Origin of the sequence: Nonomuraea sp. NPDC049758, assembly GCF_040674635.1 — a bacterium.
GTDB lineage: Bacteria > Actinomycetota > Actinomycetes > Streptosporangiales > Streptosporangiaceae > Nonomuraea.
Genome location: NZ_JBFAMZ010000009.1, coordinates 329,144 through 341,475, shown reverse-complemented (window position 1 = coordinate 341,475; position 12,332 = coordinate 329,144). Strand labels below are relative to the sequence as shown.

Genomic DNA, 12,332 nt, shown 5'->3' with positions numbered 1-12,332 from the left:
TTCGCATGCGTGCCGACCGGCTGGTCTCCCTGGTGCTGCTGCTGCGGCAGCACGGACGGCTGTCGGCGACCACCCTCGCCCGCGAGCTGGAGGTTTCCACCCGCACGGTGCTGCGCGACATCGAGGCGCTGTCCGCGGCGGGCGTCCCGGTCTATGCCGAACGCGGCCGGCACGGCGGGTTCGCGTTGCTGCCCGGCTTCCGGACCGAGCTCACCGGCCTCAACCCCGACGAGGCGCTCGCCCTGCTGGTCGCCGGGTCGCGGCGCGGCGCGCAGGCGTTCGGCCTCGGCTCGGCGCTCGCCTCGGCGATGCTCAAGGTGGTCGACGCGCTCCCCGACAGCTACCGGGACACCGCGGCCGGCGCGGCCGAGCGGCTGCTCATCGACCCGGAGACCGACCTGCTGTCGCGCCGGCTGGCCGCCGAGGAGGTGCCCGACGACGTGGCGGCCGAGGTCCTGCGCGCGGTCTTCGCCGGACGCAAGCTGGAGATCCACTACGCGCCCTTCGGCGGGGCGCCTGAGTGGCGGACGGTCGACCCGATCGGCCTGGTCACCATCCGCGACCGGGGCTACCTGCTGGCCACGAGGTCCGGGGCCGACCGCACCTACCGGCTGTCGCGCGTCCAGGCCGCCAGGGCGCTTCCCGAACCCGCGCAGCGGCCCGACCGGGTCGACCTGGACCGGGCCTGGCAGGAGCGCAGCACCCGGTTCCGCAGCGGCGGCGACCAGGTCACCGTGCTGGTGCGGATGGCCCCGAGGCGGCGGGAGGAGCTGCTGGGCACCGCGCTGGCCGTCCTCGCCGAGGAGGCCGACGCCGACGGCCTGCTGCGGCTGGAGGTGACGTTCCAGGACGACAGGCACGCCGTCTGGGCGTTGTGGCAGCTCGGCACGGACGCCGAGGCCCTGTCCCCGCAGTGGTTGCGCGACTCCCTGCACACCCGCGCGACCGCGCTCGCCACCCGCTACCGGGCGCCGTCCCGGGAACCGGCCGCCTGCCGCGAGGAGCCTGCGTGAAAACCTGTTGGCGGGCCGCGGCGGCCGCTGCTAGTTTGCCGGTGGCCGTGCGAGAGATCGAGGAGGTGGTACCCGTGGACACAGCAACGACATGGGTGCTCCCCTTGGGGGTCACGGTCGGCGACTGAGGCAGGTGTCGCCGGGAGCGCCGCGCCAGCAGGCACTCCCGAAAGGCAACAACCATGCATTCTCCGCAGCCCACCGCAGCGCCCCTCGCCTACGACGTGGTCATCGCCGGGTGCGGGCCGACCGGCGCGATGCTCGCCGCCGAACTGCGGCTGCACGACGTACGGGTCCTCGTCCTGGAGAAGGAGACCGAGCCCAAGTCGTTCGTCCGCATCGTCGGTCTGCACATTCGCAGCCTCGAACTGATGGCGATGCGCGGCCTGCTGGAGCGCGTGCTCCAGCACGGACGACGGCGTCCGGCCGCCGGTTTCTTCGCCGCCATCGACAAGCCCGCGCCCAAGAGCCTGGATTCCGCGCACGCCTACATGGTGGGCATCCCGCAGCCGGTCATCGAGCGGCTGCTCGAAGAGCACGCGCTCGACCTGGGCGCGCACGTCCGGCGCGGTCACGAGGTGACCGGTCTCGACCAGGACGACGAGGGCGTGACCGTCGAGCTGGCCGGCGGGGAACGGGTGCGCGCCCGCTACCTCGTCGGCTGCGACGGCGGGCGCAGCACGGTGCGCAAACTGCTCGGTGTCGGCTTCCCGGGCGAACCCTCGCGGAACGGGACGCTGATGGGCGAGATGGAGGCGGGCGTACCGCAGGAGGAGATCGCCGCCACGGTGGCCGGGATGCGCGAGAAGCCCCAGCCGTTCTGGCTCCGGCCCTTCGGCCAGGGGATCTACAGCGTCGTCGTGCCCGCGGCCGAGGCCGGCGACCGTGCGGAACCGCCCACCATCGACGACTTCCGGCGGCAGCTGCGCGCCGTCGCCGGAACCGACTTCGGCGTGCACTCCCCGCGCTGGTTGTCCCGTTTCGGGGACGCCACCCGCCTGGCCGAGCGGTACCGGGCCGGGCGGGTGCTGCTGGCCGGCGACGCGGCGCACATCCACCCGCCCATCGGCGGACAGGGCCTGAACCTGGGCGTTCAGGACGCCGTCAACCTGGGCTGGAAGCTGGCCGCGCAGCTCCGCGGCTGGGCGCCGGACCCGCTCCTGGACACCTACGAGGCCGAACGCCGACCGGTCGCGGCCGACGTGCTGGACAACACCCGCGCCCAGGCGGAGCTGCTGTCCGCCGAACCGGGCCCGCGGGCCGTGCGCAGGCTGCTCACCGAGTTGATGGACTTCGACGAGGTGAACCGCCACCTGATCGAGAAGATCACCGCGATCGGCGTCCGCTACGACTTCGGCGAGGGCCCCGACCTGGTCGGCCGCCGCCTGCGCGACATCGACGTGAAACAGGGCCGCCTCTACGACCTGCTGCGCCGCGGCCGCGGCCTGCTGCTGGACCGCACCGAACGCCTGACCCCCGGCGGCTGGTCGGACCGGGTCGACCACCTCGCGGATCCCACCGCGGCCCTCGACGTCCCGTGCGTCCTGCTGCGTCCGGACGGCCACGTCGCCTGGGCCGGCGACGACCAGCGGGACCTGGACGGCCACCTGTCCCGCTGGTTCGGCGGCCCCGCCTGACCGGGGTCAGGTGACGAGGGAGGCCGCCCGGCGGGTTCGGTCCGGTCAGTGGGCATCGGCTGCCTCCGGCGTGCCGAGGACGGCGGGCCTGAGCGTGTGCGCGCACCACTGAGCGAACCCGGTGGCCGGCGTAGCCTGCGGCGCGCGGTGGACGCCCGCGTCCAGGCCCTCGTCCTTGGCCCGCTTCATGGCGACCACGGCCTCGACGAACGTCTCGTCGAGGCCGTGGCCGAGCAGGGCGGACCGCAGTTCGCCGAGCGGCTGACGCCGGTAGCGGACCGGGCGCCCCAGCTCCTCGGTCATGATGCGGGCCAGGTCGTCGGGCGACAGGTCCTGGGGGCCGAGCACCGGAACGCTGCCGACGCCGGTCCAGGAGCGGTCCAGCAGCAGCCCGGCCGCCGTCGCGGCGATGTCGGCGACGGCCACCATCGGGGCCGGGCGGTCGGCGGCGGCGGTGTCGGTGAAGGCGCCGTCCGCGCGGATCGAGCCGGCCTCCTCCAGCAGGTTCTCGTAGAAGGACGGGCAGGCCAGGGCGCGGTAGGCGACGCCGGAGGCGGCGATCAGGTCGTCCATGGCCAGGGAGGCGGTGACCAGCCCGGCCCGGGCGGCCTGCGGGGTGCCGCGGCCGAGCGCCGAGACGCCGACGACATGGCCGACGCCGCAGGCGGCGAACGCCCGCGCGGCCGGTCGGGTGAAGCCGCTGAACCCCTCCTCGGGCGTGACCGAGGCGTCCGGCGGCACCAGCCAGAAGACGGCGTCGGCCCCGGCGAAGGCGCGCTCGACGGTCGCGGCGTCGCCGTGCGAGCCGGCGACCACCTCGACCCGCCCGCGGACGGCCTCGGGGAGCCGGGCGGGGTCGCGGACCACGACGCGCAGCTCCTCTCCACGGGCGGGCGCGGTTTCGACCAGCAGGGACAGCAGCCGCCGGCCGATGTTCCCGGTGGGGGCGGTGATGACAATCATGAAAAACCTCGCGGTTCGTGTCGGATCGGTACAGCGCTTTCATCGTGGAGATCCGCCCTGTATTGCCACAATGGGAACTTCAGCATGCGATCCTTGCCGGAACTGGAATGACACCGTTGACCAGCACAGCCGCGAACCTCGACGCCAACCTCGCCGTCGCCCTCGACGCCCTGCTGACCGAGCAGAGCGTCACCCGTGCCGCCGCCCGGCTGGGCACGTCGCCCGCGGCGATGAGCCGCACCCTGGCCCGGCTGCGCCGGGTGCTGCAGGACCCGCTGCTGGTGCGGGCGGGGCAGGCGATGGTGCCCACGCCCCGCGCCGAGGCGCTGCGGGACGAGGCCGCCGCGGTGGTGCGCAGCCTGACGGCGCTGCTCACCCCGAGCGGCGGGGTCGATCCGGCCGCGATGCGGCGCACCTTCACCGTCCAGGCGTCGGACCTGGTCGGCGCGGCGCTGGCGCCGGGCCTGCTCGACCTGGCCCGGCGCGGGGCGCCGGGCGTCTCGCTGCGGGTGCTGGCCGAGGAGTGGGAGGCGGGCCCCGCGCTGCGTGAGGGCCGGGTCGACCTGGAGGTCGGGGCGATCGACCACGTCGACCCGGAGACCCGGGTCGAGGAGCTGGTCACGCTGCGGATGGCGGCCGGGGTGCGGGACGGGCACCCGCTCGCCGGGCGGCCCCTGACCCCCGCCGACCTGGCCGCCGCCGAGCACGTGGCGGTCAGCCGGCGGGGACGTTTCACCGGCCCGCTGGACGCGGCCCTGGCCGAGCAGGGGCTCAGCCGGCGGGTCAGCGCCGTCCTGCCCGGACATCTGGCGGCGATGGCGCTGGCCGCGGCCGGTGACGCCGTCTGCCTGGTGCCGGCCGAGCCGCCGGGGGAGCCGCCTTCGCCGCTCGGCGGCGCGGCGCGCGCGCTCGGCCTGCGCCTGCTGGAGATCCCGCTGGCGCTGCCGCCGCTGACCATCGGCATGGCCTGGCACCCGCGCCACACCGCCGACGGGGCCCACCGGTGGTTGCGTGACGCCGTGCGCCGGGTGCTCCGTCCGGGGCGTCAGGGGTAGGTCACCGGTGGCCGGAAAAATGTTCGCCGGCGGATGTCGAGAACCCTCCGGCGGCTCCGTCCCAGGGCGGAACACGAAGACGACCCTGAAGGGACGACCATGCGAACGAACGAGATCACCGAGATCCTGGACCGGCCGATCAGCCGGGAGCTGCTGGCCCGCGACCTGACCCGGCTGGCGTACGTGGCCAAGGACGGCACGCCGCGCAACATCCCGATCTCGTTCACCTGGAACGGTTCCGAGATCGTCATGTGCACCACGAAGAACGCCCCCAAGCTGGCGGCCCTGCGCGCGAACCCGACGGTCGCCCTGACGATCGACACCGAGGTGCACCCGCCCAAGATCCTGCTGATCCGCGGCCGCGCAGAACTGGACGTCGTGGACGGCATCCCGGAGGAGTTCCTCCAGATGAACGGCTCGTACGAGATGACGGCCGAGCAGCGGGTCGAGTGGGAGGCCGAGGTCCGCTCGCTCTACGACGGCATGGTCCGGATCGTCGTCACCCCGACGTGGGTGAAGCTGATCGACTTCGAGACGACGCTGCCGAGCGCGGTCGAGGAGCTGGTCAGGCAGCGGGCCGAGCGGGAGAGCGCCGCGACCCGGTAGAAGGCCCGCACGATCCGGCGGCCCGGGCGCTTTGGCCCCGGGCACAAGGTCTCAGACGCTATTCGTCGTCCACGATGAAGAGGACGGCGGCGGCCTGGCCTAGCGTTCGGTCATGCGCCGCCTCTCCCTCGACGACCTGTACGGCCTGGCCGTACCCGGTGATCCACAGCTGCGTCCGGACGGCTCCGCCGTCGCCTACACCCTGACGACCGCGGACCGTGAGTCCGACGCCAACGTGACCGAGATCTGGCTGGCCACCCCGGGCGCCGCCCCCCGCAGGCTGGCGACCGGCGCGGCCCCCCGCTGGTCGCCCGACGGCCGCACCCTCGCCTTCCTGCGCCCGGCCGGCGGGCCGCCGCAGATCCACCTGCTGCCCATGGACGGCGGCGAGCCGCGCGTCCTCACCTCGGCGCCGCTGGGCGCCGGCGTGCCCGTCTGGTCGCCCGACGGCACCCGCATCGCCTACGCCGGGCCGTCCGGCGAGGTGGACCCGAACGCGCCGATCGTCATCGACACGCTGGAGTACAAGGCCGACGGCGCCGGGCTGCTGTGCGGCCTGACCACGCACGTGTTCGTCGTCGACGTCGAGGACGGCGCCTCGGCGCAGGTGACCTCGGGCGACTTCCACGCCGGCGCGCCCGCCTGGGCCCCGGACGGCGGCCTGCTGGCCTTCACCGCCGGCCTGGACCCCGACCGCGACCTGGACATCTGCGGCGGCCTCTACCTGGTCGAGCCCAAGCAGGACGGCGCGCTCGAACGCGCGGGCGGCGACGGCGTGATCTGCGCGGGCGTCTGGTGGCTGGGCGGCCGCTGGGTCGTGGCCGGCTACCGCGGAGTGCCCGAGGGCCACACCCGCCTGTTCGCCCTGGAAGGGGATGACTTCGCCGAGATCGAGATCGGCCTCGACCGCAACGTGATGATCGGCGCGCCCGGCTACCCGGGGGCGACGCCCACGATGAACGGCGACGACCTGCTGTTCTGCGTCCGCGACCGCGGATTCACCCACCTGTACCGGCTGACGCCCGGCGGCGTCGCCGAGCGCATCGTGGACGCCGACCGGAACGTGGCCGGCGTCAGCGTCGCCGCCGGACGGGTGGCCTACGTCGCCTCCACGCCGCGCAGCTCCGGTGACGTCTACCTCGACGGCGAGGCCCTCACCGACCACGCCCCCGAGGGCGTCGAGCTGTTCCAGGCGCGCAGCCGCACCTTCACCGCCCCCGACGGCACGCCGGTCGAGGCGTTCGTGCTGCGCGACGAGACACTGACCGAGCCGGGCCCGCTGCTGCTGGACATCCACGGCGGCCCGCACAACGCCTGGGCGCCCGTCTTCGACGGCGTGCACCTCTACCACCAGGCACTCGTCGCCCAGGGCTGGACCGTGCTGCTGGTGAACCCGCGGGCCAGCGACGGGTACGGCGAGGCGTTCTACACCGCCACCGCCGGCGCCTGGGGCCTGTCGGACGAGGACGACTTCCTCACCCCGCTCGACGTCCTGGTCGAGGAGGGCGTCGCAGACCCCGCCCGGCTGGCGGTCACGGGTTACAGCTACGGCGGCTACATGACCTGCTGGCTCACCGGCAGGACCGGGCGCTTCGCCGCGGCCGTCCCCGGCGGGGTCGTGGTCGACCTGCGCAGCATGCTCGGCACCGCCGACCTCGGCTACTTCCTGGCCAAGCACGAGGTCAGGGACGAGTTCGTCGAGCAGTCGCCGCTCACCTACGCCGGCGACGTCGTCACCCCGACGCTGATCCTGCACGGCGGGTCGGACGACCGCTGCCCGATCGGCCAGGCCGAGCAGTGGTTCGAGGCGCTGCGCGAGCGCCGGGTACCGGTCCGTCTGGTCCGGTATCCCGGTGGTTCACACCTGTTCATCCTCAACGGACGCCCTTCACACCGCTTCGACTACAACGAAAGGATCCTCGCGTGGCTGGATCAATGGGTCAGCGTCTCGCCGAACTGATCGAGAAGTACGAGGTCCCGGGCGCGGCGCTCGCCTACCTGCACAACGGGGAACTGCACGAGTTCGCCGCGGGCGTGCTCAACGTCGACACCGGCGTGGAGGCGACCCCCGACTCCCTGTTCCAGATCGGCTCGGTCTCCAAGGTCTGGACGGCGACCCTGCTCATGCAGCAGGTCGAGCGCGGCCGGCTGACCCTGGACACCCCGGTCGCCGAGCTGCTGCCCGGCTTCCGGGTCGCCGACGCCGAGGTGACCAAGACCGTCACGGTCCGGCACCTGCTGTCGCACACCAGCGGCATCGACGGCGACCTGTTCCTCGACACCGGCCGCGGCGACGACTGCATCCAGAAGTACGTCGAGGCCTGCGCCGACCTGGCGCAGAACCACCCGCTCGGCGCCACCCAGTCCTACTGCAACTCCGGCTTCGTCATCGCCGGGCGCATCCTGGAGGTGCTGGAGGGCAAGACCTGGGACGAGGTGCTGCGCGAGAACATCTGCGAGCCGCTCGGCCTGACCCACACCTGGACGCTGCCGGAGGACGTGCTGCGCTTCCGCGCCGCGCACGGCCACGTCGAGGACGGCAAGGCGGCCCCGGTGTGGGGCCTCATGCGCTCGTGCGGCCCGGCCGGCCTCATCTGCGCCCGTCCGCGTGACGTGGTCGCCTTCGGCCGCGCCCACCTGGGGGGCGGCCTGCTGGACGACCCGCGGGCGATGTGGGAGCCGCAGGTCGACATCCCCAACCCGCACACCCTGGGCAGGCAGTGGGGCATCGGCTGGATCCTCGACGAGTGGTCCGGCCACCGCGTCATCTCGCACGGCGGCAACACCATCGGCCAGCACGCCATGCTCTGGGTCGTGCCCGACACCGGCACCGTCGTGTGCGTGACCACCAACGGCGGCCACAGCGGCGCCCTCACCCACGCCGTGGCCACCGAGCTGTTCGCCGAGCTCGACGGCCTGGCCGTGCCGCCGGTGCTCGGCCCGCCGGAGACCCCCGTGCAGGTGGACGTCGAGCGGTACGCCGGCGTCTACGAGCGGGTCGGCGCGCGCATGACCGCGAGCGTGCACGACGGCGCGCTCAGGTTGCGCGTCGAGTCGACGGGCGCGCTCGCCGCCCTGCAGGAGCCGTTCGACCTCGACCTCGTCGCCGTCGACGACGTCACCTTCGTCGGCCGCCGCGAGGGCGACCCCGACTGGGTCTCGGGCGTGTTCTACCAGCTCGACGACGGCTCTCCCTACTTCCACCTCGGCGTCCGCGCCACCCCCAAGATCGCCTGAGGAGACCACATGGATCTGCAGAAGCGCCTCGACGAAGCGGCCAGGGCCCACGACGTGCCCGGCGCCGCCATCGCGGTGTGGACCGGCGGCCGGCTGCACGAGGCCGCCACGGGCGTGATCAACCGGGACACCGGCGTGGAGACCACCCCCGACAGCATCTTCCAGGTCGGCTCCACCACCAAGGTGTGGACGGCCGCGCTGATCATGCAGCTGGTCGAGGAGGGCCTGCTCGACCTGGACGAGGAGATCGGGGCGTACCTGCCCGAGTTCGCCCTGTCCTACGACGCCGTGATCAGCGTCCGGCAGTTGCTGACGCACACCGGCGGCTTCGACGGCGACCTGTTCGAGGACACCGGGCGCGGCGACGACAGCCTCGACAAGTTCGTGGCCTACCTGCACGGCGCGGGCAAGGTGCACGAGCCGGGCGAGCTGTTCTCGTACTGCAACGCCGGCTACTGCGTGCTCGGCGCCATCGTGGCCAGGCTGCGCGGCACGACCTGGGAGCAGGCCATGCGGGAGCACCTGCTGAAGCCGCTCGGCGCCACCCACGCGGCGCTGCTGGCCGAGGAGGCCGTGCTGTTCCGCGCGGCGGCCGGGCACATCGGGCCGGGCAACGACGTCTACGCCCAGTGGCAGATGCCCCGCTCCAACGCGCCCGCCGGGGCCACCCTGTGCCTGGCCCCGCGCGAGCTGGTGCGGTTCGGCCGCATGTTCGCCGCGGACGGCCTGGCCGAGGACGGCACCCGGGTGCTGTCGGCGGAGAGCGTCGCCGCGATGCGCACCCCGCAGACCGCGGTGCCGGGCGTGCCCGGCCTGATGGCCGCCAACTGGGGCCTCGGCTTCGAGCTGTTCACCTGGGGCGCCTACGGCCACGACGGCGGGACCCCGGGCCAGAGCACGTTCTGGCGGGTGGCCGACGACGGCTCGTACGCGATCGCGATGAGCATCAACGGCGGCAACTTCATCGGCGTCATGAACGACCTGCTGCTGCCGCTGCTCAGGGAGGGCGGGCTGGCGGCCCCCGACCTGCCCGCCCCGCCGGAGCAGCCGCGCGCCGTGGACCCCGCGCCGTACACCGGCCGGTACGAGGGGCCGCAGCTGGCCTACGAGGTCTCGGCGGCGGGCGGCGGCGTCGAGGTCACCCTGATCCCCGGCGCGCTCATGGCCAGCATGGGCCAGCAGGGCACCACCGCCAGGTACGTCCACCTCGCCGAGGACACCTTCATCGCCGAGCAGCCCGAGGAGGGCAGGCACGAGACCGTCACGTTCGTCGTGCGGGACGGGGTCGCCACGCACCTGCACAACGGCCGGGCGGTCCCGCGTGTTTGAGCCGGACGCGCGGAAGGTCTTCGCGGCGGCGGGCGTGCGCGGCTTCGTGCACGCCCGCGACGTGGACGGCGGGGCCGAGATCGGGCTCGACCCGGACGCCCCGGTCGTCCTGGCCTCGGTGTTCAAGCTGCCGATCCTGCTGGAGTACGCCAGGCAGGCCGCGGCGGGCGAGGTGGACCGCACCGAACGGCTCACCGTCACCGCGGCGGACAAGGACGGCGGCATCGGCACCTCGGGCTGCGCCGACGACGTGTCGCTGACGCTGCGCGACCTGGCCCACTTCATGATGTCGATGAGCGACAACGCGGCCACCGACGTGCTGCTGCGCCGGGTGGGCCTCGACCGCGTCAACGCCACGCTGGAGGGCCTCGGGCTCAGGCGCACCCGTCTGATCGGCGGCTGCGCGACGCTGTTCGAGTCCGTGGTCGAGGAGCTGGGCACCATCGACGTGGCCGGCATCCCCGAGGATCGGATCAGGGCGCTGGCCGTGCGCGATCCGGAACGGACCACCGCGGGAACGCCTCGCGAGATCACCACCCTGCTCGCTTCCGTCTGGCGCGACGAGGCGGGCACCGCCGAGGCGTGCGCGGAGGTGCGCGACATCATGAGCAGGCAGATCTGGCCGCACCGCCTCTCCTCGGGCTTCCCGGACGAGGTGCGGGTGTCGGCCAAGACCGGCACCCTGTGGGGCGTGCGCAACGAGGCGGGCGTCGTGGAGTACCCCGACGGCGGCCGGTACGCCGTCGCGGTGTTCCTGCACGGCGACGACCTGGCCTTCCGCATCCCGGCCGCGGACGCCGCCATCGGCCAGGCCGCCCGTCTCGCCGTCGAGCACCTGCGCGGCTGATGACGGTCTACGTCGACTATCGTGAGCGGATGAACAGCCGTCCGCGTGCCAGCCTTGAGCGGATCCTGTTCGACCTCGGCAGCACGGTCCTCGACGTGGCCGCCTCGCCCGGTGACCTCGACACCGAGGTCACCGGGGTGCACATCTACGACCCGCTCGACGAGCTGTACGTGCCGCCGGGCGGGCTGCTGCTGGCCGTCGGCGTGCAGGGCGCCACCGCCATCTGCGGCCTGCTCGACGCCGCCCGCGAGGCCAGCGGCATCGTCGTCAAGCTGCCGGTCGACGTCGACGAGCAGGTGCGCAGCAAGGTCCTGGAGACCGGCGTCGCCGTGCTCGGGCTGACCAGGGCCGCGTCCTGGTCGCAGGTCGCCGCGCTGCTGCGCTCCCTGCTGGCCGAGGGCGACCTGGCCATGCCGGAGAAGGGGCCGCAGGGCGATCTGTTCGCGCTGGCCAACGCCGTCTGCGCGTTGCTCGACGCGCCCGTCACCATCGAGGACCGGTCGACCCGCGTCCTGGCCTTCTCCGGCAGGCAGGACGAAGCCGACCCCGGCCGGGTCGAGACCGTGCTCGGCCGCCAGGTGCCCGAGCGTTTCCAGCGCATGCTCGACGAGCGCGGCTTCTTCAAGAAGCTCTACCAGAGCCGCGACCCGATCTACATCGAGCTCGACGGCGACAGCATCAACCGGGCGGCCGTGGCCGTCCGGATCGGCGACGAGATCCTCGGCTCCATCTGGGTCGCCGTGCGCGAGCCGCTCACCCCGCAGCGCGAGCGCGCCCTGGCCGACGCGGCCAAGATCGTCGCGCTGCAGCTGCTGCGCGAGCGCGCCGGCGCCGACACCCAGCGGCGGCTGCGCGCCGACCTGCTGTCCACGGTCCTGGCCGGCGGTTCCGACGCGGCCGACGCCGCGGGCCGGCTCGGCATCGCCACCGAGCGCCTGTGCGTGCTCGCCGCCCAGCTCGCCGACGGCGACGCGGGCGACCCGGCGCGCGGCGAGAGCGACCGGCAACGTTTCTGCGACGCCCTGGCGCTGCACGTCGGCGCCATCCATCCCAAGGCGGCCGCCGCGATGATCGGCTCGGTCGCCTACGCCGTCCTGCCGCTGAGCTCGGGCGGCGACGAGGAGACGCGGGCCGTGCGCGTCGCCGAGTCCTTCCTGGCCAGGGTCGGGCCGCGGCACGCGGCCAACATCGGGGTCGGCCGGCTGGCCGCCAACCTCTCCCAGGTCGCCCGGGCCCGCGCCGACGCCGACCGGGCGCTGCGCGTGCTGCGCGCCCGCGGTCTGGCCGGCCAGGTCGCCGGTTACACGGCCGTGCACTTCGAGTCGCTGCTGCTCCAGGTCTCCGACGTGGTCGCCGCCGAGGAGCAGGTGCCCACCGGCCCGTACGAGCGGCTGCTGGCGCACGACGCCGAGCACGGCAGCGAGCTGGTGGCCACCCTGCGGGCGTATCTCGACGCGTTCGGCGACGTCAACGCCGCCTGCGCGCAGGTCCACGTGCACGCCAACACCTTCCGCTACCGGCTCAAACGGCTCACCGAGATCAGCGGCCTCGACCTGTCCGACCCCGACGCGCGACTCACCGTGATGCTGCAGATGCGGATCTTCGGACGCTAGCACGAGGTCGTCCGCGCTTTTTGTGAAGGGCG

The 12,332-nt window shown here is 73.7% G+C and carries 10 protein-coding genes; 9 read left to right on the top strand and 1 reads right to left on the bottom strand.

Going from position 1 to position 12,332, the window contains the following annotated elements; translation table 11 throughout:
• The first annotated feature begins 5 nt into the window (after positions 1 to 5).
• Both AB0J46_RS25550 and rox read left to right on the top strand, forming a co-directional pair.
• A complete protein-coding gene (locus AB0J46_RS25550) occupies positions 6 to 1,013 on the top strand; it encodes a WYL domain-containing protein (protein WP_364336079.1) in 1,008 nt (335 codons plus the stop codon).
• 182 nt (positions 1,014 to 1,195) lie between these two features.
• A complete protein-coding gene (gene rox / locus AB0J46_RS25545) occupies positions 1,196 to 2,650 on the top strand; it encodes a rifampin monooxygenase (RefSeq protein ID WP_364336077.1) in 1,455 nt (484 codons plus the stop codon).
• Between the two features lie 45 nt (positions 2,651 to 2,695).
• On the opposite strand, the gene AB0J46_RS25540 is transcribed toward rox, so the two are convergent.
• The gene (locus AB0J46_RS25540; protein WP_364336075.1) at positions 2,696 to 3,613 is read right to left on the bottom strand and encodes an NAD(P)H-binding protein; all 918 of its coding nucleotides are present in this window, start codon (positions 3,611 to 3,613) and stop codon (positions 2,696 to 2,698) included.
• Positions 3,614 to 3,729: 116 nt separating this feature from the next.
• Here AB0J46_RS25540 and AB0J46_RS25535 point away from each other — a divergent pair, with 116 nt between their 5' ends.
• The 7 genes from AB0J46_RS25535 (at position 3,730) to AB0J46_RS25505 (ending at position 12,300) form a co-directional block, all read left to right on the top strand.
• On the top strand, positions 3,730 to 4,668 hold the full coding sequence (locus AB0J46_RS25535; protein ID WP_364336073.1) for a LysR family transcriptional regulator: 939 nt from the start codon (positions 3,730 to 3,732) through the stop codon (positions 4,666 to 4,668).
• A gap of 99 nt (positions 4,669 to 4,767) precedes the next feature.
• Positions 4,768 to 5,274, top strand: coding sequence for a pyridoxamine 5'-phosphate oxidase family protein (locus tag AB0J46_RS25530; RefSeq protein ID WP_364336071.1), 507 nt, complete (start codon positions 4,768 to 4,770; stop codon positions 5,272 to 5,274).
• A gap of 112 nt (positions 5,275 to 5,386) precedes the next feature.
• Positions 5,387 to 7,234 carry a S9 family peptidase gene (locus AB0J46_RS25525; protein WP_364336069.1) on the top strand — a complete coding sequence of 616 codons (1,848 nt, stop codon included), beginning with the start codon at positions 5,387 to 5,389 and terminating at the stop codon, positions 7,232 to 7,234.
• The gene (locus AB0J46_RS25520; RefSeq protein ID WP_364336067.1) at positions 7,198 to 8,511 is read left to right on the top strand and encodes a serine hydrolase domain-containing protein; all 1,314 of its coding nucleotides are present in this window, start codon (positions 7,198 to 7,200) and stop codon (positions 8,509 to 8,511) included. The genes AB0J46_RS25525 and AB0J46_RS25520 overlap by 37 nt, the downstream gene beginning before the upstream one ends.
• A 9-nt stretch (positions 8,512 to 8,520) precedes the next feature.
• Positions 8,521 to 9,840: a serine hydrolase domain-containing protein gene (locus AB0J46_RS25515; protein WP_364336065.1), complete on the top strand. Its 1,320-nt coding sequence runs from the start codon at positions 8,521 to 8,523 to the stop codon at positions 9,838 to 9,840.
• Positions 9,833 to 10,687, top strand: a complete 855-nt coding sequence (locus AB0J46_RS25510; protein ID WP_364336063.1) for a serine hydrolase — start codon at positions 9,833 to 9,835, stop codon at positions 10,685 to 10,687. The genes AB0J46_RS25515 and AB0J46_RS25510 overlap by 8 nt, the downstream gene beginning before the upstream one ends.
• A gap of 29 nt (positions 10,688 to 10,716) precedes the next feature.
• A complete protein-coding gene (locus tag AB0J46_RS25505; RefSeq protein ID WP_364336061.1) occupies positions 10,717 to 12,300 on the top strand; it encodes a helix-turn-helix domain-containing protein in 1,584 nt (527 codons plus the stop codon).
• Positions 12,301 to 12,332: the final 32 nt, after the last annotated feature.

What these genes read in the sequence shown, in the direction of transcription:
- AB0J46_RS25530 (WP_364336071.1), top strand. Translation starts at nt 4,768, where the DNA reads ATGCGAACGAACGAGATCACCGAGATCCTGGACCGGCCGATCAGCCGG.
- rox (WP_364336077.1), top strand. Translation starts at nt 1,196, where the DNA reads ATGCATTCTCCGCAGCCCACCGCAGCGCCCCTCGCCTACGACGTGGTC.
- AB0J46_RS25505 (WP_364336061.1), top strand. Translation starts at nt 10,717, where the DNA reads ATGAACAGCCGTCCGCGTGCCAGCCTTGAGCGGATCCTGTTCGACCTC.
- AB0J46_RS25550 (WP_364336079.1), top strand. Translation starts at nt 6, where the DNA reads ATGCGTGCCGACCGGCTGGTCTCCCTGGTGCTGCTGCTGCGGCAGCAC.
- AB0J46_RS25525 (WP_364336069.1), top strand. Translation starts at nt 5,387, where the DNA reads ATGCGCCGCCTCTCCCTCGACGACCTGTACGGCCTGGCCGTACCCGGT.
- AB0J46_RS25515 (WP_364336065.1), top strand. Translation starts at nt 8,521, where the DNA reads ATGGATCTGCAGAAGCGCCTCGACGAAGCGGCCAGGGCCCACGACGTG.
- AB0J46_RS25540 (WP_364336075.1), bottom strand. Translation starts at nt 3,613, where the DNA reads ATGATTGTCATCACCGCCCCCACCGGGAACATCGGCCGGCGGCTGCTG.